General features: G+C 68.5%; 21 protein-coding genes and 1 riboswitch. Of the genes, 15 read left to right on the top strand and 6 right to left on the bottom strand.

All coding sequences use genetic code 11. From position 1 onward, the window contains the following. Positions 1-4 precede the first annotated feature (4 nt). Positions 5-904: a phosphotransferase gene (locus tag AB0J62_RS28650; RefSeq protein WP_363877521.1), complete on the top strand. Its 900-nt coding sequence runs from the start codon at positions 5-7 to the stop codon at positions 902-904. Between the two features lie 251 nt (positions 905-1155). Continuing rightward, positions 1156-2634, top strand: coding sequence for a 30S ribosomal protein S1 (gene rpsA / locus AB0J62_RS28645; RefSeq protein WP_350863258.1), 1479 nt, complete (start codon positions 1156-1158; stop codon positions 2632-2634). Between the two features lie 284 nt (positions 2635-2918). Here the strand turns inward: rpsA and AB0J62_RS28640 are convergent, their stop codons facing one another. Then, a complete protein-coding gene (locus AB0J62_RS28640) occupies positions 2919-3512 on the bottom strand; it encodes a hypothetical protein (RefSeq protein ID WP_363877520.1) in 594 nt (197 codons plus the stop codon). Between the two features lie 87 nt (positions 3513-3599). Between AB0J62_RS28640 and coaE the strand changes: the two genes are divergently transcribed. The 6 genes from coaE (at position 3600) to uvrB (ending at position 10510) form a co-directional block, all read left to right on the top strand. Next, on the top strand, positions 3600-4208 hold the full coding sequence (gene coaE / locus AB0J62_RS28635; RefSeq protein ID WP_363877518.1) for a dephospho-CoA kinase: 609 nt from the start codon (positions 3600-3602) through the stop codon (positions 4206-4208). A gap of 205 nt (positions 4209-4413) precedes the next feature. Further along, a complete protein-coding gene (locus AB0J62_RS28630; RefSeq protein ID WP_238159588.1) occupies positions 4414-5535 on the top strand; it encodes a PrsW family glutamic-type intramembrane protease in 1122 nt (373 codons plus the stop codon). After that, the gene (locus AB0J62_RS28625; protein WP_363877515.1) at positions 5532-6605 is read left to right on the top strand and encodes a hypothetical protein; all 1074 of its coding nucleotides are present in this window, start codon (positions 5532-5534) and stop codon (positions 6603-6605) included. The genes AB0J62_RS28630 and AB0J62_RS28625 overlap by 4 nt, the downstream gene beginning before the upstream one ends. Continuing rightward, on the top strand, positions 6602-7480 hold the full coding sequence (locus AB0J62_RS28620; RefSeq protein ID WP_363877513.1) for a hypothetical protein: 879 nt from the start codon (positions 6602-6604) through the stop codon (positions 7478-7480). Before AB0J62_RS28625 ends, AB0J62_RS28620 begins: the two co-directional genes overlap by 4 nt. 31 nt (positions 7481-7511) lie before the next feature. Further along, positions 7512-8357: a hypothetical protein gene (locus AB0J62_RS28615; protein ID WP_363877511.1), complete on the top strand. Its 846-nt coding sequence runs from the start codon at positions 7512-7514 to the stop codon at positions 8355-8357. A 47-nt stretch (positions 8358-8404) separates the two neighbouring features. Next, positions 8405-10510 (top strand): excinuclease ABC subunit UvrB, encoded by a 2106-nt coding sequence (uvrB, locus tag AB0J62_RS28610; protein ID WP_363877509.1) that lies wholly within the window; start codon positions 8405-8407, stop codon positions 10508-10510. Positions 10511-10536: 26 nt separating this feature from the next. Here the strand turns inward: uvrB and AB0J62_RS28605 are convergent, their stop codons facing one another. Beyond that, positions 10537-11424, bottom strand: coding sequence for a nitrilase-related carbon-nitrogen hydrolase (locus AB0J62_RS28605; RefSeq protein WP_363877507.1), 888 nt, complete (start codon positions 11422-11424; stop codon positions 10537-10539). A gap of 79 nt (positions 11425-11503) precedes the next feature. Here AB0J62_RS28605 and AB0J62_RS28600 point away from each other — a divergent pair, with 79 nt between their 5' ends. The 3 genes from AB0J62_RS28600 (at position 11504) to AB0J62_RS28590 (ending at position 13518) form a co-directional block, all read left to right on the top strand. Further along, positions 11504-11872 (top strand): VOC family protein, encoded by a 369-nt coding sequence (locus AB0J62_RS28600; protein ID WP_363877505.1) that lies wholly within the window; start codon positions 11504-11506, stop codon positions 11870-11872. A gap of 21 nt (positions 11873-11893) precedes the next feature. Beyond that, entirely contained in the window at positions 11894-12244 is a 351-nt protein-coding gene (locus AB0J62_RS28595; protein ID WP_363877747.1) for an MmcQ/YjbR family DNA-binding protein, read from the top strand. Positions 12245-12495: 251 nt separating this feature from the next. Beyond that, positions 12496-13518 carry a TerC family protein gene (locus AB0J62_RS28590; protein ID WP_363877503.1) on the top strand — a complete coding sequence of 341 codons (1023 nt, stop codon included), beginning with the start codon at positions 12496-12498 and terminating at the stop codon, positions 13516-13518. 182 nt (positions 13519-13700) lie between these two features. On the opposite strand, the gene AB0J62_RS28585 is transcribed toward AB0J62_RS28590, so the two are convergent. The 3 genes from AB0J62_RS28585 to AB0J62_RS28575 are packed head-to-tail and all read right to left on the bottom strand — an operon-like array spanning position 13701 to position 16452. Continuing rightward, on the bottom strand, positions 13701-14567 hold the full coding sequence (locus AB0J62_RS28585; RefSeq protein WP_363877500.1) for an NlpC/P60 family protein: 867 nt from the start codon (positions 14565-14567) through the stop codon (positions 13701-13703). Beyond that, complete coding sequence (locus AB0J62_RS28580; RefSeq protein ID WP_363877498.1) at positions 14564-15622, bottom strand: dipeptide epimerase; 1059 nt, start codon at positions 15620-15622, stop codon at positions 14564-14566. Before AB0J62_RS28580 ends, AB0J62_RS28585 begins: the two co-directional genes overlap by 4 nt. 2 nt (positions 15623-15624) lie before the next feature. After that, positions 15625-16452, bottom strand: a complete 828-nt coding sequence (locus tag AB0J62_RS28575; protein ID WP_363877496.1) for a serine hydrolase — start codon at positions 16450-16452, stop codon at positions 15625-15627. A 42-nt stretch (positions 16453-16494) separates the two neighbouring features. Here AB0J62_RS28575 and AB0J62_RS28570 point away from each other — a divergent pair, with 42 nt between their 5' ends. From AB0J62_RS28570 to AB0J62_RS28560, 3 genes are read left to right on the top strand one after another with little or no spacing between them, the layout of a single operon-like run. Continuing rightward, a complete protein-coding gene (locus AB0J62_RS28570; protein WP_363877494.1) occupies positions 16495-17448 on the top strand; it encodes a cobalamin biosynthesis protein in 954 nt (317 codons plus the stop codon). Further along, positions 17439-18119 carry a phosphoglycerate mutase family protein gene (locus AB0J62_RS28565; RefSeq protein ID WP_363877492.1) on the top strand — a complete coding sequence of 227 codons (681 nt, stop codon included), beginning with the start codon at positions 17439-17441 and terminating at the stop codon, positions 18117-18119. Before AB0J62_RS28570 ends, AB0J62_RS28565 begins: the two co-directional genes overlap by 10 nt. Continuing rightward, a complete protein-coding gene (locus AB0J62_RS28560; RefSeq protein ID WP_363877490.1) occupies positions 18110-19078 on the top strand; it encodes a DUF3500 domain-containing protein in 969 nt (322 codons plus the stop codon). Before AB0J62_RS28565 ends, AB0J62_RS28560 begins: the two co-directional genes overlap by 10 nt. Position 19079: 1 nt before the next feature. Here the strand turns inward: AB0J62_RS28560 and AB0J62_RS28555 are convergent, their stop codons facing one another. Next, complete coding sequence (locus AB0J62_RS28555; RefSeq protein WP_363877488.1) at positions 19080-20345, bottom strand: vanadium-dependent haloperoxidase; 1266 nt, start codon at positions 20343-20345, stop codon at positions 19080-19082. Between the two features lie 157 nt (positions 20346-20502). Further along, positions 20503-20616: riboswitch (cobalamin riboswitch) on the top strand. Positions 20617-20648: 32 nt separating this feature from the next. Here AB0J62_RS28555 and cobN point away from each other — a divergent pair. Beyond that, positions 20649-24341, top strand: coding sequence for a cobaltochelatase subunit CobN (cobN, locus tag AB0J62_RS28550; RefSeq protein WP_363877486.1), 3693 nt, complete (start codon positions 20649-20651; stop codon positions 24339-24341). The last annotated feature ends 12 nt before the right edge of the window (positions 24342-24353 follow it).

Below are 24353 nucleotides of genomic sequence, written 5' to 3'. Positions count from 1 at the left end.
AACCATGAGCGACTTCGCCGCTAGTGCTGTTCCGTTGCCAGGCGGTTATCAGGGCCAGACGTACGCGGTCAGTGCGGGCGGAGAGGACGCCGTACTCAAGCTGTATCTGAAGGACCCCGGGCGGGCAGCTGTGGACGCTGCGCTGCTTCAGCTGGTGCGTGGGCTGCTCCCGGTGCCGCGAGTGCTCGACGTGAAGCGGGAGGGCACGCCGGACGACCCGCCGTACCTGCTGACCGAGCGGCTGCCGGGCGTGAACCTGGAGGTCTACCTCTCGACGGCAGGGGAGGACGAGCGACGGTACGTCGGGAAGCAGTTGGGCGAGCTGCTCGCGCGGTTGAGCGGGATGCCGTTCCGATCGTTCGGGCTGTTCCGCGACGCGGACCTCGGAGTCGAGCCGCTGCGCGGGGACCTGGAGCAGTACGTCGACAGCCTGGACCTCGGGATGACTCCGACGCAGCGGGAGGGCCTGGAGAGCGTCTTCGGGTACGCCGAGGACCTGCTGGCCGAGGGCGTCGAGCGGTTCTGCCTCGTGCACAGCGACTTCAACCCGAAGAACCTGCTGATCGACCCGGAGACGGCCCGCATCACCGGCCTCATCGACTGGGAGTTCGCCCACGCCGGTTCGCCGTACGCCGACCTGGGCAACCTCTTCCGCTTCAGCACGGACCAGGTGCTGGCGGGAGCCGTCCTCGACGTACTGCGGGGGAGTGGGCTGCTACAGGCGACCGGGCTGGGGGAGCGGCTCGTCGATCTGGGCCGGGCGGCGGATCTGTGGGCGCTGCTGGACCTCGCCACGCGGGCGGCCGAGCACGAGGTCGCCGCCGCGGCGCACCGGCTGGTCTTCCGAATGGCGGACACGGGTGACCTCTCCGCAGGCCGTCCGGACCTGGACGTCGTACTCTGAAGTCAATGGCACGTCGTGAGACCTCGGCGGGCGCTCGGTAGGCACCGGGTGCCCCAGGTTGTGCTGCCTTCGTGAAGACCGGTATTCTGTCAGATGCGCTATGGGCCCGCGCGACCTCGGACCGAGCAGGCTCGTGACTCGCAGCAGTCGGTGGTGAATCTGTCGTCTTCAGGCAATCCCGCGGTTTGATGCGATCCAAAGGTTCATGACGCAACCGCACGACACCACCAGTCCACGGAGCAACCCACCACATGACGGCCAGCATCGAGGCTCCCCTCGACCCCGCAGTGCGCAACACCCCGCAGGTAGCGGTCAATGACATCGGGTCGGAGGAAGACTTCCTCGCGGCGATCGATCAGACCATCAAGTACTTCAACGACGGCGACATCGTCGAGGGCACCATCGTCAAGGTCGACCGGGACGAGGTCCTGCTCGACATCGGTTACAAGACCGAAGGCGTGATCCCGTCCCGCGAGCTGTCGATCAAGCACGACGTCGACCCGAACGAGGTCGTCAACGTCGGCGATCACGTCGAGGCCCTGGTTCTCCAGAAGGAGGACAAGGAAGGCCGTCTGATCCTCTCGAAGAAGCGCGCCCAGTACGAGAAGGCCTGGGGCACGATCGAGAAGATCAAGGAAGAGGACGGCGTCGTCACCGGCACCGTCATCGAGGTCGTCAAGGGTGGACTCATCCTCGACATCGGCCTCCGCGGCTTCCTGCCGGCCTCGCTCGTCGAGATGCGTCGCGTCCGCGACCTCCAGCCGTACGTCGGCCAGGAGATCGAGGCGAAGATCATCGAGCTGGACAAGAACCGCAACAACGTGGTCCTGTCCCGCCGGGCGTGGCTGGAGCAGACGCAGTCCGAGGTGCGGATGAACTTCCTCACCCAGCTGCAGAAGGGCCAGATCCGCAAGGGTGTCGTCTCCTCGATCGTCAACTTCGGTGCGTTCGTGGACCTCGGCGGCGTCGACGGTCTGGTGCACGTCTCGGAGCTGTCCTGGAAGCACATCGACCACCCGACCGAGGTCGTCGAGGTCGGCCAGGAGGTCACCGTCGAGGTGCTGGACGTCGACATGGACCGCGAGCGCGTCTCGCTGTCGCTGAAGGCGACCCAGGAAGACCCGTGGCAGCAGTTCGCCCGGACCCACCAGATGGGCCAGATCGTGCCCGGCAAGGTCACCAAGCTGGTTCCGTTCGGTGCGTTCGTCCGCGTGGAGGAGGGCATCGAGGGTCTGGTGCACATCTCTGAGCTGGCCGAGCGTCACGTCGAGATCCCGGAGCAGGTCGTCCAGGTCAACGACGACACGATGGTCAAGATCATCGACATCGATCTCGAGCGTCGCCGGATCTCGCTGTCGCTGAAGCAGGCGAACGAGGGGCTGGACCCGGTCTCGGACGACTTCGACCCGACGCTCTACGGCATGACGGCGACGTACGACGACCAGGGCAACTACATCTACCCGGAGGGCTTCGACCCGGAGACGGGCGAGTGGCTCGAGGGCTTCGACGCGCAGCGCGAGGAGTGGGAGCGGCAGTACGCCGAGGCCCACACGCGCTGGGAGGCCCACAAGAAGCAGATCGAGGACGCCAAGACGGCGGACGTCGAGGCCGGCGAGGCATCGACGTACTCCTCGGCCGCTGCCCCGAAGGACGACGCTCCCGTCGAGGGCGCGCTCGCTTCCGACGAGGCCCTGCAGGCCCTCCGCGAGAAGCTCACCGGCCAGGGCTGATCCCCTGCCCCGGAAACTCCTCCGGCTGTAGTCACGAGAACCCCCGCACCGTCAGGTGCGGGGGTTTTCGCGTTCCCAAAGAAGAAACAGAGAAAAGAAGAGACTTACAGTGGTGGCTGCCTTCCGCGGTCGCCCGGAGGTTTGGCTGTGCGACGCGCACCCCGTCGGCCTGCGTCATCCGCCACCTCGCCGAGTCGTGGCGAACGGTTCCGACCCCGAACGCCGAGTCGTGGATCCCGGCAGATTTTCTGAACCACTCTCCACGACTCGACGAGCGGGTGGGGTTAGTCGTAGGGGCGGCGGATAGGGGGTTTGCCTAGGTCGGTGCCCCATTGGCCGCGGCCTTCGCCTTTGAGGCGCATCTTCAGTTCCATGACGTGGGCGCGGGCACCGCTCGCGGAGAAGAAGCCGATGCGGTACGGCTCGTTCGGGGCGCCCGCTTCCCAGGCTGGGACGTCCTGCTCGCCGTACCGGACCAGACGGACCGGCGGGTCCTCGCCCGCCTGGATCCGGGCCGCGTCCTGTGCGCAGGCCGGCACCTTCCGGGTCGGGCCGCTGCGTGGTGTCCAGACCACTTCGCGCGCGGCCGGGCCGTGCTGCGGGTTGAAGAAGCACGGCGTACGGCGTTCAGGTAGCGGATCACCCGCCACCCGGGCGCGGACGCACGCCAGCGCGTACCTGCCTGCGGTCAGGGTGTCGACGATCGCACTGATCGCCTCGAACGAGCTGAGCCGGTCCACCAGCCGCTCGGCGGTCTCGTAGGCGTCCAGGGCGGTCTGGTAGTCGTGCCGGGTCTCCGCGTCGAGCGCACCGCCCTCCAGCAGCTCACCGAGCCGAGCCAGCTCCTCCCCGAACTGGACAACATCCTCCTCGGCCATCCGGCGGACGTGCCTCAACTCCTGCGCATCCCGTCCCCGTCGCCACCACCCCATACGCCATGGTAGGGCCGCCGATAGGGTGCTGGGGTGCTGAGAGTGGGACTGACTGGCGGGATCGGGGCCGGGAAGAGTGCGGTGTCGTCGCGGCTGGCTGAGCGGGGCGCGGTGGTGATCGACTCCGACGTACTGGCTCGGGAGGTGGTTGCGCGGGGGACCGACGGGCTGGACGAGGTGGTCGCCGCGTTCGGTTCCGGCGTACTGACTGCTGACGGTGAGCTGGACCGGCCGGCGCTCGGCAAGATCGTGTTCGGCGACGAGACCGCGCGGCGGAAGCTGGAGGCGATCATCCATCCGCGGGTACGGGCGCGCGCCGCCGAGATCGAGCACCAGGCGTCGGAGGACGCGATCGTGGTGCACGACATCCCGCTGCTGGTGGAGACCGGGCAGGCCGGCAAGTTCGACGTCGTACTCGTGGTCGACGTACCGGTCGAGGTGCAGGTGGAGCGGCTGACGTCGCAGCGCGGGATGACTGACGCGGAAGCGAATCAGCGCATCGCCAGCCAGGCGTCGCGGGAGGACCGGCTCGCGGCCGCGGATGTGGTGGTGGACAACTCCGGCAGTCTGGCCGAGCTGGACCGCCGGCTCGACCAGGTGTGGGAACAACTCACAGGCCACGGTCCGGACACGAAAAGGTGACCCCCGCGCGGTAAATGATGAACCCGGGACCGGCTGTACGAGAATCTGTCCCGGTCCGGCCCGGGGTGACTCCTGCAGGCCGGCCACCGACGGCGCGCCCCGCGCCGGTCCGGACGTCCGAAGTAGGGAGGATGGCGTGGTCTGTCCGCGCTGCAGCTCTGACGTCCCCGAGGTCTCGCATTTCTGTCACCACTGTGGCAACGACATGCGGACCGGGGATGCCGAGCGCAAGAAGGCGTACGCCGCCAGGCCCGATGAGCCGGTGGCGTCGTTCAGACTGGTCTCGACGATCATGCCGCAGGGGTCCGGCCAGCAGCCGTACACCTACAAGGTCGCGCTCGGCATCGCCCTGCTGCTGACCGTGGTGACGGCCGCGCTCGGCGCGCTGCCGGTGGCGATCATGATCGCGGCCTTCGCCATCCCGATCGTCTACATCATCTACTTGTACGACGTGAACCTCTGGGAGGACGAGCCGATCCCGGTGGTCGCCGCGGCCTTCGTGCTGACCGGCGTACTCGCGGCTGTCTTCACCTGGCTGTGGAAGGACAAGCTGGCCCTCTCGCTGGACACCATCGGCGGCAACAGCGCCGGTCCGTCCGGGCGGGACCTGCTGATCCTGCTCCTGCTCGTGCCGGTGGTGTCGGAGCTCATCCGGCAGATCGGCCCGCTCTACCTGGCCTCGCGGCCGCGGTACGACGACCTGATGGACGGCTTCACCTTCGGTGTGGTGGCTGGTGTCGGCTATGCGTGCTTCGAGACGCTGGTGCTGCACTGGGGCTGGATCAGCGGCGGATTCGCCGGTCCGGGCAGCAGTGCCGGCACGTGGATCTCGATCGTGCTGCTGCACGGCTTCATCAAGCCGCTGGTGTACGGCTCGGCGACCGGTCTGGCCGGTGCTGAGTTCTCCGGCCTCGGCGAGGGGTACGACGGGTTCACGCCGCGCTGGGTGGCCGGTCTGCTCCAGGCGATGGTGGTGAACGCGCTCTTCCAGGGCGGTGTCTACCTGCTCGGTTTCGTCGGCGGACACGGCTCGACGATCGGCTCGATCCTCGGTGTGGTCTGGGGCCTGCTGCTGCTCGGCGCGCTGATCATCCGGGTGCGGACCGTGCTCCACAAGGGCCTGCTCGAGGCTGCGCTCGAGTCGGCCGCGCGGGGTGGCTCCAACCACGCGTCGGGCGACATGGCGTTCTGCTCGCGCTGTGAGATGCCGCTGCTCCCGCAGTCCGACTTCTGCTCCGCCTGTGGCAACTCGGTGCGCTCCGTGCCGAAGTCCGCTCGCGGGGTATCCGCACCGACCGCCGCGACGACTGGGGAGACGCAGGCATGAGCAACCAGCAGCCGCCGTACGGCGGTGGCCAGGGCGGACAGCAGCCGTACGGAGGCCGGCCGGGCCAGCCTGGTCAGCCGGGCCAGCCTGGTCAGCAGCCGGGCGGTCAGCCTGGGTACGGCCCGCCGCCCGGGTACGGCCAGCCGCCGCAGGGCCAGCCTGGATACGGGCAGCCGCCGCAGGGCCAGCCCGGTTACGGGCGCCCGCCGCAGCCGCCGTACCCGCCGCAGGGTCAGCCTCCTCAGCAGGGCCAGCCTCCTCAGCAAGGCCAGCCGCCGGTGCAGGGGCAGCCGCCGCAGCAGGGCTACCCGGGACAGCAGCAGTACCCGCAGCAACAGGGTTACCCCGGTCAGCAGCAGTACCAGCAGGGGTATCCGGGCCAGCAGCCGCAGTACGGCCAGCAGCCATGGGCTCAGTACAACCAGCAGCCGCGGCGCAAAGGCGGTGGTAGCAAGACCCTGCTGATCGCCGGCGGCGCGTTCGCGGTGGTTGCGATCATCGGCGTCGTACTGGCGCTCGTCTTCAAGGGTGACGACAAGAAGGCCGACCCGAGCCCGACGCCGACCTCCCAGCCGACGACCGGCCAGAGCACCCAGCCGACGAACGCCGACGAGGGCATCGAGGTCTCCCAGGGCGTCTACGTGAAGCCGCAGCCGGGCTACATCCGCAAGAGCCTGGATGGGTTCGACGGGGTGTACCTGCTGAAGCAGGGTGAGGCGTACTTCATGGTCGACGCGTGGAAGGCGGCGGCCGACGAGAACACCGACACCGTGCTGCCGAAGTTGCTGAACGCCGAGACCAAGGACCTGTCCTCGGTCAAGACCGGCCAGCCGAAGGTGACCAAGCCTGGCCCTGACGACAAGACTCCGGTCAAGGTCGTCACCACGCAGAACTTCAGCGCGATCTCCAGCAGCCAGAACGGCAGCATCCCGGTGGTCGGCTTCGTCGGCGTGATCGAGCGGAACGACGGCGTGATCACGATCGTCCGGGTGTACGGGCGCAAGGACAAGGTAGCGACGATCCAGACGGACTCGGACGCGATGTTGCTGTCGGTGGTCAAGAGTCAGTGAGCGGAAAACGCGACAAGGGTTCCAGCAGCAACCCCTGGGTCAACCAGCCCGGGCCGGAGGCTGACGACACCGAGCCGGAGGAGCAGCTCCCGCCGTCGCCGTGGAACCTCGAGGTGCCACCACCACCGTCGCCCTGGGGCGGCGGTGGTGCACCTGGTCCCGGACCGGGTCCGGCCACGGAGACGTCGTCGGCCTGGGGTGAGAACGTCGGGCCGCCGTCTCTGCGGCGCCCACCGCCGGAGAAGAAGCGCGGTATCCCGCCGCTGCTGATCCCGGTCGGCGCCGGCCTGATCGTGGTCGCGCTGGTGGCCGTCGCGCTGGTGCTGCTGTCCGGGGGCGGCGACGACAAGGCCGATCCGACGCCCAGTACGCCGGTGAGTACGCCGACGGCGCCGAAGTCGTCGTACCAGCCGCCGCCGAACGCGATCCCGGTCGGGTTCGGTGTCTCGATCGTCCCGGTGCAGGGCTGGAGCCTGTACACCAAGGAGACGCAGGGCAAGCAGGTCGCGACGTACCCGCCGAACGACAGCGTGCACGCGCGGGCGTTCCTGTGGGTGCGGCAGAAGCAGAACGTCACCGCTCAGGCGTACCTGCTGGGGATCGTCGAGGGTGAGACCGAGGAAGAGGTCGCGCAGCTCGGCAACGTGCGGAACCTGCCGTGCCCGAAGGACGTCTTGGTGGAGTGCGTCGCGATCGACTACACCTCCACGGCCAAAGAGAACGGCGCGGACGTGAAGGTCCAGGGCTCGGTCGAGGTGTACCGGCGCAAGGACAACGTGGTCACCGCACTGGACTTCCGGACCCGGGTCGACTTCGCCCAGAAGGCCCAGGCGGACGCCGCGATCATGAAGAAGTCCGTGATCGACAGCCTGTGACGAACCACCGGAACTACCGCGAGGAAACACTATGAGTCAGCAGTACGGTCCGCCCCCGGGCCCGCCGCCCGCACCTGCTCCCGCTCCTGGTGGTTGGGGAACCGCTGGGCCGGGTACGGCGCCGGGCGGCTGGGGGCCGGCGGGGACCGGCGGTGCTGGTGGTGGGCGTCCTGGCGGTGGTTGGGGACCGGGGCCGCAGCGGCCGCATCAGCCGCCGAAGTCGAACCGGACGGCCTGGATCATCATGGCCGGTGCGATCGTCGCGGTTCTGCTGGTGGCGACCGGTGTGGTGCTGCTGGTGAACGGCAGCGGCAAGGACAAGCCGGTGAGTCAGCAGACGCCGGACCCGGTCGGCACGCTGTACACGCCGTCGCCGACTCCGACGCCGAACGACTCCAAGGGACCGAACGACGCCGGAGTCGAGGTCGGCTGGGGGATCTGGTTCACCCCGTCCAAGGGCTGGCTGAAGTCGCCTGACAAGAGCTACTCCGGGCAGAACTGGATCCTGCAGCAGTTCAACGCTCGTGGCCTGATCGACGGGTACTACTGGGTCCGGCAGACCGAGCTGTACGACGCCAAGGGCTTCGCCGAGCACCTCGTCGACATCGAGTCGGCCAGCTACCAGGGCGTGAAGATCGGCAAGACGGTGGCCTGCCGGACCCCGAACCCGAACATCACCGCCTGCTACGCGGTCCAGTACAACGGCACCTACGTGACCAAGACCGGCGCCAAGATCGCGATGAGGGGCTTCGTCACCGCCTACCAGGACAAGTTCAAGCGCATCACCGCCACCGACGCAGCCCTCGAGGCCCGCGTCTACACCCGCCGCGTAAACGAACTCATCTACATGAACAACAGCGTCGTAAAAAGCTTCTGACCTGGGGTTTTTAGAAACTGTCGGAGTGGGGCCGTACGGTGGAGGGCATGAGACAGGTCTCGGATCTCCAGCGTATGGTCGCCCCGCTGAAGGTGGTGTCGGATTTCGATCCGGCGGGTGACCAACCGACTGCGATCGCGGACCTGGAGCGGCGGATCAACGCCGGCGAGCAGGACGTCGTACTACTGGGCGCTACCGGTACGGGTAAGACCGCGACGATCGCGTGGCTGGCCGAGAAGATCCAGCGTCCGATGCTGATCCTGCAGCCGAACAAGACGCTCGCCGCCCAGTTCGCGAACGAGTTGCGCCAGTTCTTCCCCGCCAACGCCGTCGAGTACTTCGTGTCGTACTACGACTACTACCAGCCCGAGGCGTACGTACCGCAGACGGACACCTACATCGAGAAGGACTCCTCGATCAACGAGGAGGTCGAGCGCCTCCGCCACTCCGCGACCTGGTCGCTGCTGACCCGCCGCGACGTGATCGTGGTCGCGACCGTGTCCTGCATCTACGGCCTGGGCTCGGCGGACGAATACCTCAACCGCATGATCCACGTGAAGGTCGGCGCCGAGATGGACCGCGACGGCCTGCTCCGCAAGCTCGTCGGCGTGCAGTACGCGCGCAACGACCTGGCCGGCACCCGCGGCACGTTCCGGGTCCGCGGCGACACGCTCGAGGTCTTCCCCGTCTACCAGGAGCTCGCCGTCCGGGTGGAGTTCTTCGGCGACGAGATCGAGCGCGTGATGACGCTGCACCCGCTGACCGGCGAGGTGATCAGCGAGGAGGACGAGGTCTACATCGGCGCCGCCACGCACTACGTGACCGCGCCGGAGCGGATGGAGCGCGCGATCACCTCGATCGAGGCCGAGCTGGAGGAGCGGCTGGCCGAGCTCGAGCGCAACGGGCAGCTGCTCGAAGCCCAGCGGCTCCGGATGCGTACGACGTACGACATCGAGATGATGCGTCAGATCGGGACCTGCTCAGGGATCGAGAACTACTCGCGGCACACCGACGGCCGGGAGGCCGGGACGGCGCCGCACTGCCTGCTCGACTACTTCCCCGAGGACTTCCTGCTGGTGATCGACGAGTCGCACGTGACCGTCCCGCAGATCGGCGGGATGTACGAGGGCGACATGTCCCGCAAGCGGACCCTGGTCGAGCACGGGTTCCGGCTGCCATCCGCGATGGACAACCGGCCGCTGCGCTGGGAAGAGTTCCTCGAGCGGATCGGCCAGACCGTCTACCTGTCCGCGACCCCGGGGCAGTACGAGCAGGACAAATCCGACGGGTTCGTCGAGCAGATCATCCGGCCGACCGGTCTGGTCGACCCCGAGGTCATCGTGAAGCCGACCAAGGGCCAGATCGACGACCTGATCCACGAGATCCGGCTCCGCGTCGAGCGGAACGAGCGGGTCCTTGTCACCACGCTGACGAAGAAGATGTCCGAGGACCTCACCGACTACCTGCTCGAGATGGGCATTCGGACGAGGTATCTGCACAGCGAGGTCGACACGCTCCGCCGGGTCGAGCTGCTCCGCGAGCTCCGGATGGGTGAGTACGACGTCCTCGTCGGCATCAACCTGCTGCGTGAGGGCCTCGACCTGCCCGAGGTGTCGCTGGTCGCGATCCTCGACGCGGACAAGGAAGGGTTCCTGCGCTCGGGCCGCTCGCTGATCCAGACCATCGGCCGTGCGGCGCGAAACGTCTCCGGCCAGGTGTTCATGTATGCCGACAAGATCACCCCGTCGATGGAGCAGGCGATCGACGAGACCAACCGGCGGCGTGCGAAGCAGATCGCGTACAACGAGGCGCACGGGGTCGACCCGCAGCCGCTGCGGAAGAAGATCGCCGACATCACCGACATGCTCGCCCGCGAGGACGCCGACACCGCCGAACTGCTGGGCTCCGGCCGCACGCAGTCCCGCGGCAAGGCCCCGGTCCCCGGTGGCGGCAAGGCGAAGGCCGGCGAGAAGGCGAAGGAGCTGGCCGGCGGCCTGCCGTCGTCCGACCTGGCGGACCTGATCCAGCAGCTCACCGACCAGATGCACAACGCCGCCGCCGAGCTCCAGTTCGAGGTCGCCGCCCGCTACCGCGACGAGATCTCCGAGCTGAAGAAGGAGCTCCGCCAGATGACTAACGCCGGCGCCAAGTAGCCCCGGACCGTCGTACGCCGGCTCTCTCAGCTCCGGCGTACGACGGTGTGGCGCGGCGTCTCGTCCACGGTCAGGGTGAAGATGTCCGGTCGCGCGTAGTGGCCGACCGAGTCGAAGTCGAAGTACCCGCGGTCCAGCTCGGCCAGGTCCAGCTCCGCGAGCAGGACGCCTTCCTCGGCGCGGAGCGGGCCGGCGAGGATCTCACCCAGCGGTGAGATGATCGTGCTGCCGCCGTTGATCAGAACGGTGTCGCCGTCGGTGAGGTATTGGTTCGCGCTGACGACGAAGCACCGGCCTTCAAGAGCGATGTGCCGCATCGTCGCCTGCCACTGATCGCGATCGTCGACCGTGGGCGCGCACCAGATCTGCACACCCTTCGCGTACATGGACTGCCGGAAGAGCGGCATGTAGTTCTCCCAGCAGATCGCCGCGCCGAGGACGCCGAGGTCTGTCTCGACGGCAGGCATCGTCGATCCGTCGCCCTGCCCCCACAGGTACCGCTCCGCCGCGGTCGGCATCAGCTTGCGGTGATGCGCCACCAATCCGCGGCGGGGGTCGATGAACACGGCCGTGCAGTAGAGCGTCCCGCCGTCGCGCTCGATCACGCCGGCGACCACGTGGACATCGAGCTCCGCCGCCAGCTCGGCAAGCCGGGCGGTCTCAGGTCCGTCGAGTCGTACGGCGGCCTCGCGATACCGGCGGAACAGCTCCCGCCCCTCGGGCGACCGTGACCCCACGGTGATCCCGAAGTCGAACCCCTTCGGGTACCCGCCGAGGAAGGCCTCCGGCAACACGATCAACCGAGCACCGGCCGTAGCCGCCTCCCGGATGTACTGCTCTGCCTTCGCGAGCGTCGCGGGTGTGTCGAAGAGCGTCGATCCCGCCTGGACCGCAGCGACCGCAACAGGAGCCATGCCGAGCAGCGTACGACGGCGGTACTGTGCGGTGCTGGGGCAACGGGGACATCAGACGGGACCTCAGGGGAGGAGAAGGATGCTCGATCATGTGTCGGTGCAGTGTGACGACCTCGGCGCCGCCCGGGAGTTCTACGAGAGCGTGCTGGGGCCGCTCGGGATCACGGTGAGCATGGACTTCGGGGACGTGCTCGGGATGTCGGGCGCGGACGGCGTACCGAAGTTCTGGCTCGGGAAGCAGACCACGGGTGGAGCCCAGCGGGAGATCCATCTGGCGTTCACGGCGGCGAACCGGTCGCTCGTCGACACCGTGCATCGGGCGGCGAAGAAGCTCGGTGCGGAGGTGCTGCACGAGCCGAAGGAGTGGCCGGAGTACCACCCCGGGTACTACGCGGTGTTCATGCGCGACCCCGATGGCAACAACGTCGAGGTCGTCTCTCACAGCTGAGGGAGGTTTGCAGTGGCGCGGATGAGCGGCGGCGAGCTCCTCGAGTACTGCCTGGGGAAGCCCGGCGCGTGGCAGGACGAGCCGTGGGACGGCGACGTGGTCGCGAAGGTCGGCGACAAGATCTTCGCGTTCCTGGGCGGTGGCAGCGGGGTCGGCCTGAAGTGCGGTGCCAACCGGGAGGAGGCCGACGAGTTGGTGGACACCTATCCGGACGACGTCAGCAAGATGGCCTACATCGGCCGCTCCGGGTGGAACACTGTGCGGCTCGGGGGAGCGGTGCCCGACGACGAGATCCTCGAGCTGGTCGACACGTCGTACGAGACGATCGTCGCGAAGCTGCCGAAGAGCAAGCGTCCGGCAGTCGGCGACTGATCACTCGCTGCAGCTATTCCCCGAACCGGCTGTGATCATTTCGACGGGCCGACACGGTCCCGGGGATTTGGAGACTGGGACGTTCACCCGTCACAATGATGGTGGAGAAGGGGAGTATTCCTTCGCGGCGGCATCGTCATCACGGTCAAGGGCTTGTGCCCCGCGCCCGGTGCCCCCGGCTGGACTCACTGGCTGAGTGCAGCGGAAGAGACCTTCGGAGTCGATATTTCATCTGAGCTCCGGAGGATTCTGTGCACGTTGCTGACTACGTTTGGTACATCACCGTCGGCGTGCTGCTCGCGCTGCTGACGTTCGACGTCTTCGTCATCGGCCGTCGCCCGCACGAGCCGAGCACGCGCGAGTCGGCGACCGCGATCGCGTTCTACATCGGCCTCGCGGTGGTCTTCGGCCTCGGCGTCTGGTTCTTCTCCGGCGGGCAGTACGCCGGTGAGTTCTTCGCCGGCTGGCTCACTGAGTACAGCCTGAGCGTCGACAACCTGTTCATCTTCCTGATCATCATGAGCAGGTTCGCGGTGCCGAGGAAGTACCAGCAGACCGCGTTGCTGGTCGGCATCATCCTGGCGCTGGTGTTCCGCGGCATCTTCATCGCGGTCGGCGCTGCCGCGATCAACCAGTTCTCCTGGGTCTTCTACATCTTCGGCGCGTTCCTGGTCTACACCGCGATCCACCTGGCCAAGCAGGGTGAGAACGACGATGAAGACTTCAAGGAGAACGCGGTCATCCGGTTCGCGAAGAAGCGGCTGAACGCCACCGACGAGTACAACGGCGTCAAGCTCACGCTGAAGAAGAACGGCAAGCGCCTCGTCACCCCGATGGCGATCGTGATCATTGCCCTCGGCACCACCGACCTGCTGTTCGCGCTCGACTCGATCCCGGCGATCTACGGTCTCACCCAGGAGCCGTTCCTGGTCTTCACCGCGAACGTCTTCGCGTTGATGGGTCTGCGGCAGCTGTACTTCCTGCTCGGCGACCTGCTGAAGCGGCTCGTGTACCTGTCGCTGGGTCTGTCGGTGGTGCTCGCGTTCATCGGCGTGAAGCTGGTCCTGCACGCGATGCACGTGAACGAGCTGCCGTTCATCAACGGCGGCCACCACATCGACTGGGCGCCCGAGATCCCGATCTGGTTCTCGCTCGGCTTCATCATCATCACCCTCGGCATCACCACAATCCTCAGCCTCCGCAAATCCCGCACAATCCAGGCGGAAGCCCCGGCCGAGGACCCAGCCCCGGAACTCCACCCCAAAGAGTCCTAACAACAAAACCACCCCGCCCCTCGCTCCGCTCGGGGCGGGGGTGGTGGCGCGGCGCCGCTCCCCGGTGGGGCAGGCGGCACCGCGCTGCGGTGGGGTGGGTGGGATGGCGCCGCTTTGCCTTGGGTGGTTGGGCGGCGCCGGTCCGCGGTGCGTCGTGCAGCGGTTGGCGAGTGGTCGGGGCGTTAGAAGCGGGCGGCGGTGACCAGGGTTGCGCGGCGGTCGTCGGTGAGGGGGGCGTCTTCGAGGCGTTTGCCGGTTTCGGAGGCGTGGAGCATGCCGGCGGGGGAGACGAAGCCGACGTGGTGGATCTGCTTGCCGGGGCGGCCGAAGAAGTACAGGTCGCCGGGCTGGGCCTCGTCGACGGGGATGTTGGGCAGGGTGTCTGCCTGGTCGTGGGCGTCGCGGGGCGTCCGCAGGCCGAGGACCCGGCTGACCGCGTGGATCAGTCCGGAGCAGTCGAGCCCGTGCGCCGACGTACCACCCCACAGGTACTCGAGGCCGAGGAACAGCTCACCCAGCCGCAGGCGGTCCTCAGGCCCCGACGGCTCCACCACGGACCGCAGTGCGTCGTCCGTGATCCAGCCGAACCCACCGTCGGGTGTTGCCACCCGGGTGTATCCGTCGGCGTGCTCGACCGACGACAGCACGGTCGCGAACGACAGCTCCGCCAGCGGGCGACCATCAGGCTCGGCCAGCAGCGATGCGGTCGGTACCTCGATCGCCACCGGGTCGGTCGCGCTCTGCGGCAGTTCACCGAGGTGACTCGACGGGACCCAGCCCGGGTACCCCAGCTCGTCCTGGGAGGACGGCTGCCACGGTGCGAGGATCTCGGACCAGCCGTCGCGTTCCGTGCGCACCAGCACGGGTTCGGCGAACAGCAGCTGGGTCAACGTCCGGCCGTGCAGTCCCAGCCGGGTCTCGGTGTCCATCGACTTGGCCCAGCCGGCCACGTCGGGTTGTGCGGCGGTCGCGGGCGCGTCGATGTCACGCGGCGCGTCCGGCGCGGTCCAGACCGTACTGATCGGGACCTTGGTAGCGGCTAACTTCATGCGGTCAAGCCTGTCACGCCGAGGCCAGGAGCTGAAGGCAGGTGGATCAGCGAGCCGTCGTACCGGATCCCGCCGGTCACCGGCGGCTCGCGCAGCCACCACGCGGCGTCCAGGTCGTTGACGGTGGTCGTCGGGTACGCCGACACCAGTGCGGCCGCGGCGCCGACGCCGACGTGGCTCTCCATCATGCAGCCGACGATCGCGCCCAGCCCGTGTTCGCGGGCGAGCTCGAGCAGCGTCCGCGCCGGCGCCAGCCCGCCGCACTTCGCGAGCTTCACGTTGACCAGGTCGGCCGCGCCCTGCTTGATCACAGCCACCAGATCGCGTACGCCGAACACCGACTCGTCGGCGAGGATCGGCGTACTGACCCGGTCCGTCACCCACGCCATGCCGTCGAGATCCGCCGCGGCGACCGGCTGCTCGACCAACTCGATCGCGCACCCGGCGTCCTCGAGCGCCCGGATCACCGTGACCGCCTCGCGCCGGGTCCAACCCTGGTTGGCGTCCAGCCGCAACCGCGGCTCCGGCCCGATCGCCTCGCGGACTCGCTGGACCCGCTCGATATCGCCGACCGCGTCGGTGCCGACCTTGATCTTGAGTACGTCGAACCCGTCCGCGACCCGATCGCGTCCCGCGTTCGCCAACGCCGCCGCGTCACCGACCGACAAAGTCACATCGGTCCGTACGACGTCGACCGTCGACCCGAGGAAGCCGTGCAGCGTCTGACCGCGCCGCCGCGCCGCGAGGTCGTGCAGCGCGACATCAACCGCGTCCTTGGCGGCGAAGTTGCCGACCGCCGCACCCTGCACCCGGCGCAGTGCCTCGGTCAGATCGTCCGGGCCGAGCCCGTCGAGTGCGGTCGTGATCGGACCCTCGATACACGCCTGCGACCCGGCGAGCGAGTCGCCGGTCACCTTCCACACCTGCGGCGCCTCGCCCCAGCCGCTCAGCTCGCCGTCACTGACCTCGACCAGCAACGACTCCACATGCGTCGCCGTACGCAAAGCGGTGATGAACGGGGTGTGCAGCGGCGCCGACACCCGATGGGTCGTCATCTTCACCGTACGGCCCCCAGGTCGTGACGGTGGTTCCACGCTTCAAGTGCGATCGAGGCGATGAGCTTCTGGGCCTCGGCGTCCTGCAGGTCGGACGTCGTACACACGACCAGCACGAACGGATCCGCGTCGTCCGGCCGCACGATCCCACCGTCGTGCCGGATCCGAGTGTCCCAGCCGTTCTTGTGCTCGACCCGGGTCCCGGCCGGCAGCAGGGCGGGGATCTCGCCGTTCCACTGGTTGCCCGCGAGCAGGTCGCGCAGGTAGTCGCCGGAGGCACCTTTCTGGTTGCCGACCGCAACGAGTACGCCGGCGAGTCCGGCCGGGCTCATCAGGTTGCTGATGCCGGCGCGCTGGGCCGGACCGTCGTCGATGCCGCGCTGGATCTTCGACGCGGGTGAGGGCGAGCTGGGCAGTGTCGCTTCGCTCAGTACGGCGTGAGCTGCGGGGATTCCGACCTGTTCGAGCACGAGGTCGGTCGCCAGGTTGCTCGAGCGGGTGATCATCTCGGTCGCGAGCCACCCGAGCGGCACCTCGGTGCCCAGCTTCTCCCAGGTAGCGGGCGCCTCGTCCTCGTCCGGGTCGACCGCGAACCGGCCGCTGCCTGCCGACGCGAAGTCGTTGTGCACGGTGACCGGCTGGTCGAGCGCCAGCTCACCGGCTTCGACCTTGCGCATCATCGCCATCGCCACCGGCAGCTTCATCGTGCTGGCCGAGTAGTGAGCCCGCTCCGCCTCGTGTTCGAACACCGGTACGCCGTCCAGCCGGCCGAGCCACACCCCGAACTCCCCGCTCCCGTCGACGCCCTGGAGCAGCTCCGCGATTCCCATACCGTCACCCAATCACAAGCCAGGACCTGGCAGACTGCTGAGGTGCGCTCCGCGACCCCCTACCCGGCTGTGTCGAGAGCTCTCGGGATTCTTCTTGGTTTTGCTGCCGATCGCTTGTTCGGTGACCCCCGCCGCTTCCACCCCGTCGCCGGCTTTGGTCAGACAGCTGCTCGGCTGGAGCGGCGCCTGTACGCCGACTCGAAGCAGGTCGGAGTCGCCCACACCGCCGTCCTCGTCGGTGCCACGACAGTCCTGGGTCTCGCGGTCGAGCGACTGACCCGGGAGCATCCGATCCTCCACACTGCAGCCACCGCCGCCGCGACCTGGACCGTGCTGGGCGCCCGCAGCCTCGAGCGCGAAGCCGAGGCGATGGCCGCGCTCCTCGAGGACAAGGACATCCCGGCTGCCCGCGACCGCCTGAGCCACCTGTGCGCCCGCGACGCCACCGACCTGGAGGCGGACGAGCTGGCCCGCGCGACGGTGGAGTCGATCGCGGAGAACACCTCGGACGCCTGCGTCGCACCACTCCTGTGGGGCGGAGTCCTCGGCATCCCGGGGCTACTCGGTTACCGAGCGGTGAACACCCTGGACGCGATGGTCGGCTACAGGTCACCGAAGTACCAGAACTTTGGGTGGGCCTCGGCGCGCCTGGACGACGTACTGAACCTGGTGCCGGCGCGGGTGTGCGCGGTGCTCACCGGGCTCGTGGCCGGGCGACCCTGCGAGGCGAGAGCGGTCTGGAAGCGAGACGCGGCCAAACATCCGAGTCCGAACGCCGGTCCGGTCGAGGCATCCTTCGCCGGCGCGCTCGGCCTCACGCTCGGTGGGACCAACGACTACGGCAGCTACCAGGAAGACCGTGGCACGCTGGGTGACGGGCCCGCGCCTACAGTCGCCGATGTCCGGAGGACGGCCTCCCTGGCCCGCCGCGTCGGGATGACCGCGGCAGCCGTCGCCGCCATCACCGCCATGCGGAAGGGAAAGCGATGGGGTTGAGTCATCGGCCGCTGCGGATCGTGCTGATGCGGCACGGGGAGTCCGAGGCGAATCTGGATAAGACGATCTATGAGCGGATCCCGGACCACGCCGTACCACTGACGCCGCATGGGCATGAGCAGGCTGCCAAGGCGGGTAAGGACCTTCGGGAGCTGTTCGAGAACGAGCCGGTTCGCGTGTACGTCTCGCCGTACCGGCGGGCCCTGGAGACGCTCGACTCGCTCGGGCTGGACGACCTGATGGAGCCTCCGCGCGAGGAGCCGCGGCTGCGCGAGCAGGACTGGGCCAACCTGCAGGACACCGCGGACATCGAGCACCAGGAGGAACTCCGGGACTCGTTCGGGCACTTCTTCTACCGGTTCACCGAAGGCGAGTCCGGTGCGGACGTGTACGACCGGGTGTCGACGTTCCTGGAGACCATGCACCGCGACTTCGAGTCACCGGACGCACCACGGAACGTGCTGCTGGTGTCGCACGGGCTCACGATGCGGTTGTTCTGCATGCGCTGGTTCCATTGGTCGGTACGGTTCGTAGAGACGCTGCGCAACCCGGGCAACGCCGAGACACGCGTCCTGCTGCGGCAGCCGGACTTCCGGTACAAGCTGGACCGGCCGTTCGAGCAGTGGACGCCTTACGAACCGACGGAACGGGAGCGATCGGCATGGTTGTAGCGCAGACGCGGGACACGGTCCTCGAACTGCTGGCGAGCCTCACGCCGGCCCAGCTCGAGAAGGTCCGTGCTCCGTTCGACACACCGGACCACCAGCAATGGACGTACCTGCCGGGCCCAGTGCCCGGACTCGCGTTGACCGAGCTCACGCCGACCCAGCAGAAGCTGGTCGAGCGACTGGTCGCGACCGGATGCAGCGACCGGGGTGCGGCCGATGTCTGGGCAGTGCTCGACGCGGAGGTCGTCGTACGCGGGCTGCCGGACCTCCCGCCGTCGGGGGAGTGGCAGGGCTCGACCGTCGCTGACCGGTACTTCCTCCGGGTGCTCGGCGACCCGAACGGGACCGAACCGTGGGCCTGGCGGCTGAACGGGCACCATCTCGCGCTGCACGTCACCCTCGTCGACGGAGCGATCGCGTTCACTCCGCAGTTCATCGGCTCGAACCCGGCCGAGGTCCTCAGCGGTCCGAAGGCCGGGCGACGCTTCCTGGCCGCCGAGCAGGACCTGGGCTTCCAGCTCCTCCACGCGCTCGAGCCGGGCCAGCTGTCCATAGCCCTGGTCGCCGACGAAGCGCCGGACGACATCCTGACCCGCCACGACCCGGTCGCCGACCCGTCGCTGCTGCACCGCGGCCTGTCGTACGGCGACATGAACGAGGACCAGCGTCAGCTCCTCAGCCTCCTCATCGGCCAGTACGTCGGACGCGCCGCCGGGCCGATCGGCCTGCAGACCTGGCAGGACATCACCGCGCACGGCATCGAGCGGCTGACGTTCGCATGGGCCGGCGAGACCGAGCCAGGTATCGGCCACCGGCACTACTACTCGATCGCCGGCCCGAGCTTCCTGGCCGAGTACGACAACACCCAGGACAACGCCAACCACATCCACTCAGTCTGGCGAGACTTCCACAACGACTGGGGCACCGATCTCCTAGCAGCCCACTACGCGATGCACCGCTGAATCACGACCGCGGCAGGAACTCGTGGCTCGCGGTCCAGGTCGCGACCCGGTGCCCGAGCTGGTTGCCGTCGTTCATCGCGCGCCGGAAATGCAGTCCGAGCCAGATGCGGGCGCTCTTCGTCTCGGTGTCCAACGCTCTGGCTGTGGCATAGTGCCGGGTCGTCGAGGTGACCGGGGACGAGACGTTCAGGTCGATCGAACGGGCACCGAAGAGACGGCTGAAGATCTCCGTCGAAGCCCCGGTGAGGCACGCATGCCCGCTGGTGTACTCGGGGTACGGCGGCGTGGCGACCAAGGGCGTCCAGGCGGGGTCAGCCGTGGTCGCGCGGTTGCCGTCGGTGTCCGCCAACCGGATCGCGGTGATCGGCCGCCAGAACGCGTAGTCGTACTTCGCCCGCCAGCAGGCGATCAACGCGTCGGCCTCGCTGGTGTCGAGCAGCGCGAATGCTCGTGCGGTCCGGACGATGTCCATCCCCCTCCGGGACAGGCGCTCGCGAAGTGCCGCGTTGTACTGCCCCGACGCCGGCCCGTTCCAGAACAGGGCGGTCTCGGTCTGGGCTGCCGTCCGGGAGGACCCGTCCTTGGCGCCCATTGCCTTCACCTCGGCGAAGTCGCGGGCATAGGCCTTCGAGGTGATGGGGTCGGGACCGTGGAGCCGGAACTGGGTGGGAGTTCTGAGGGCGAGCGGCCGGACGAATCCCAGCCAGGGAGCGAGCATCGGCGCGAACGCGTCCGGGGTCGGGCGCCACACGCCCGGTGCCGGTGCGACGTCGAGAGTGATGTTCGCGCCGCGCCCGTCATGCGCCCGGGCTGCGATCAGCGATGATGCTGCGGTCTCGCCAACAGCCTGCCCGCGCTCTTTCGCCCTGCTGTCGGGGATGTTGCCCAGCGACGTGGCGTAGTCGGCCGCAAGGTTCTGGGCCGAGGTGGGGAAGTAGTAGCTCAGCACGCGGTACGCCGCGGTCGCCGCTGCGGCCTCGGCCGACGCTCTGCCGCGAGCCCGGGGCTGCCGCAGGTACGGCTGGTAACGACCCTCGATCGTCACCACGGCGTCGTATACGGCGATCGAGACGAAGCCGAAGTAGAGCGTGGAGACGGGAACGGGCGTGGCATTCTCGGTCAGGATGGTCCGGGCGGCGATCGCGTTCCAGGTCGTGACGACAGCGGGATCGGCGGGCTGGGTCGCCGTGGCGGGCGGGACCGCGATGACAGAGGTGGCGAGTCCGGCAGCCGCGACGGCCGCGAGTGCCGGGAGTGGGATGCGCACGGTATCTCCTTCAGTCGAAGTCGAACGACTTGCGCTGAAGCAACGGGTGCGCTGCAGGAGGGCGCCAGCGGGTCAAGCCCTTTCCTTCCGTGCTAACACCGCCTCGGGACCCGGTCAAGCATCAAGCGTTGGTCTTGATCTCGCGACCGTCAGCTAGAGTCACGATCGTCATCGACGGCATCAGCAGGAACCCGGTGTGAGTCCGGGGCGGTCCCGCCACTGTGACCCCGTGAGGGGGAGTCAGGAACTGCCGCCGTCGTACCTCCGTTCGGGGCGTGGATACCCCGGGGAAGGCACTCCTCCGTGTTGCTTTTGCTCTCCACCGCCGACACCGACCTGCTCGCGGCCGCCGAGGCCGACGCCGGCTGGAAGGTCGCGAACCCTGCCCGCCTCGAGCTCGCCGAGCTCGGACCGCTGCTGGACGCCGCGGAGATCGTCGTCGTCCGGCTGCTCGGCGGTAAACGAGCCTGGGAGGAAGGGCTCGACGCGGTCCTCGCGTCCGGCAAGCCCGCTGTCGTGGTCAGCGGTGAGGCCGCGCCCGACGCCGAGCTGATGTCGTTGTCGACCGTGCCGGCCGGTGCGGTGACCGAGGCGCTCGCGTATCTGCGCGAGGGTGGCGCGGACAACCTCCGCAACCTGGCCGGCTTCCTGCGGGACACGCTGCTGCTGACCGGTGACGAGTTCGAGCCGCCGCGCGCGCTCCCGGCGTACGGACTGCGAGGTACGTACGTTGAGGACGAGCGACCCGTGGTCGGCATCGTGTACTACCGCGCGCACGAGATCTCCGGCAACACCGCCTTCGTCGACGCGCTCGCCGCTGCGGTGGTCGAGGCTGGTGCGCAACCACTCCCGGTGTACTGCGGGACGCTGCGCGGGCTCGATCCGGCCGAGAACGTCGGGCTGTTCGACCTGCTCCGGAGGTGCGACGTACTCGTCACGACGCTGCTTGCGGCCGGCGGGGCGGTGGCGGCGAATGCGAGTGCCGGTGGTGCGGACGACGCCTGGGACGCCGGTGCGTTGGCGTCGCTCGACATCCCGTTGATCCAGGGGCTCGCGCTGACGTCGACCCGCGAGCAGTGGGTCGAGAGCGACGCCGCGGTCAGTCCGGTGGACGCGGCCACGCAGGTGGCGATCCCGGAGTTCGACGGGCGGCTGATCACGATCCCGTTCTCGTTCAAGTCGTACGACGCCGACGGGCTGGCGCGCTACGCGCCGGATCTCGAGCGATGCGCGCGGCTGGCCGGGATCGCGGTCGCCCATGCCCGGCTGCGGCACGTGCCGGCGGCGGAGAAGCGGATCGCGCTGGTGTTGTCGTCGTACCCGACGAAGCATGCGCGGATCGGGAACGCGGTCGGTCTGGATACGCCGGCGTCGGCGGTCGTTCTGCTCGGTCAGCTGGAAGCGGCTGGGTATGACCTCGGCGGACTGGACCTCAGTGAGCTGCAGGGCGCGGACGGCGCCGACGGACTGATCCATCGCCTGATCGCGGCCGGTGGGCATGACGTGGACTGGCTGACCGACGAGCAGCTGGCGAACGCCGTCGCCAAGATCCCGCTGTCCACCTACTCCACCTGGTTCGGCCGAGTGCCAGAGTCGTTGCGCACGGCAATGATCGAGGCGTGGGGTGAGGCGCCCGGCGAGTTGTACGTCGACACCTCGGGCGACGAGCCCGCGATTGCGCTGGCCGCCCTGCAGTTCGGGAACGTCGTGCTGATGATCCAGCCGCCGCGGGGCTTCGGCGAGAACCCGGTCGCGATCTACCACGATCCGGACATGGCGCCGTCACACCATTACCTGGCGGCGTACCGCTGGCTGGAGGCGTCGCGCGACGAGGGCGGTTTCGGCGCGCAGGCCGTCGTACATCTCGGGAAGCATGGGACGCTGGAATGGCTGCCGGGCAAGGGAATCGGAATGGCGGCCGACTGCGCGCCGGACGCCGTCCTCGGAAACCTGCCGATGGTGTACCCGTTCATCGTCAACGACCCCGGCGAGGGCACGCAGGCGAAGCGGCGGGCGCACGCGACGGTCGTCGACCACCTGGTGCCGCCGATGGCCCGGGCCGAGACGTACGGCGACATGGCGAAGCTGGAGTACCTGCTGGACGAGTACGCGACCGTGTCCGCGCTGGATCCGGAGAAGGTGCCGACGTTACGCGCGCAGATCTGGACGTTGATCCAGGCGGCGCAGCTGCATCACGATCTGCACACCTCGGAGAAGCCTGAGGACGAGGACTTCGACGAGTTCGTGCTACATCTCGACGGGTATCTGTGCGAGATCAAGGACGTGCAGATCCGGGACGGGCTGCACATCCTCGGCGGAGCGCCGGTGGGTGAGGCGCGGGTGAACCTGGTGCTTGCGGTACTGCGGGCGCGGCAGCTGTGGGGTGGTTCGTACTCGATCCCGGGGCTGCGGACCGCGCTGGGGAACACCTTCGGGGTGGACGAGGCCGAGCTGCTCGCCAACCCGGGGGCGGCCGCCGACCTCGCCGATCTGGCGACGCTGGCCGACCTGCCGGCGGTGAGCGGCGCCGACGGCGTCGATCTGCTCGAGGCGGTGGCACGCAAGCTAGTGGTCGGCATGGAGACCATGAGCTGGGAGGCGACGAAGGTCCCGGTGGTAGTGGCCGAGGTGCTGGGCCGGGACTCTGCAGACGTCGTGCAGTCCTTGACGTTCGCGGCTGAGGAGGTTGTGCCGCGCCTCGCACGCACAGGTGATGAGGTGGCGAACGTACTGCGGGCACTCGACGGTCGCTTCATCGAGGCAGGCCCGTCGGGGTCGCCGACCCGCGGGCTCGTGAACGTGCTCCCGACCGGGCGGAACTTCTACGCCGTCGACCCGAAGGCGATCCCGAGCCGGAACGCCTGGGACGTCGGTGTCGCGCTCGCGGACTCGCTCCTCGCCCGGCACGAGACAGAGACGGGCGAGTATCCGCGGTCGGTCGGGTTGACGATCTGGGGTACGTCGGCGATGCGCACTCAGGGTGACGACCTTGCCGAAGTGTTGTGGTTGCTCGGCTGCCGGCCGGTGTGGGACGAGGCGTCGCGGCGGGTGACGAGTTTCGAGGTGGTCGGGCTGGAGGAGCTAGGCCGGCCGCGGATCGATGTCACGATCCGGATCTCCGGCTTCTTCCGGGACGCGTTCCCGCACGTGGTCGCGCTGCTCGACGAGGCCGTGCGTACCGTCGCCGCGCTGGACGAGTCCGCCGAGCAGAACTTCCTCAAGGCCCACGTCGACGCTGACGTTGCTGCGGGCAACGACGTTCGGCAGTCGACGGCCCGGGTCTTCGGATCCAAACCCGGTTCGTACGGCGCCGGCCTGCTGCCGCTCGTCGACGCGCGCAACTGGCGCACCGACGCCGAACTGGCCGAGGTGTACGCCGTCTGGGGCGGCTACGCGTACGGCAAGGACCTCGATGGCGCGGAGGCCCGCGGTTCGATGGAACGCGCGTACGCCCGGATCCAGGTCGCGGCGAAGAACGCGGACACCCGCGAGCACGACATCATGGACTCCGACGACTACTTCCAGTACCACGGCGGCATGATCGCGATGGTCCGCCACCTCACCGGCTCCAACCCGAAGGCGTACGTCGGCGACTCCGCCGTACCCGCACAGGTGAAGACGCGGACCCTCGAGGAGGAAGCGAAGCGGGTCTTCCGGGCCCGGGTGGTGAACCCGCGCTGGATGTCCGCGATGCGGCGCCACGGGTACAAGGGCGCGTTCGAGATGGCGGCGACCGTCGACTACCTCTTCGGGTACGACGCGACCGCGGGCGTGGTCGACGACTGGATGTACGAGACGCTGACCACGGAGTACGTCAAGGACCCGGAGATGGCGGAGTTCTTCCGCAAGTCCAACCCGTGGGCGCGGCACGGCATCGCGGAACGCCTGCTGGAGGCGGCTCAGCGCGGGCTGTGGGCCGAGCCGTCGGCGGAGGCGCTGGAGACGCTGCGGAGCGCAGTCCTTGAGACGGAGGGTGACATCGAGGACCGCGGCTGATTGGGTGGAGAT

This window comes from Kribbella sp. NPDC049584 (genome assembly GCF_040675555.1).
Taxonomy (GTDB): Bacteria; Actinomycetota; Actinomycetes; order Propionibacteriales; family Kribbellaceae; genus Kribbella.
This window is presented reverse-complemented; position numbering and strand designations above follow the sequence as displayed.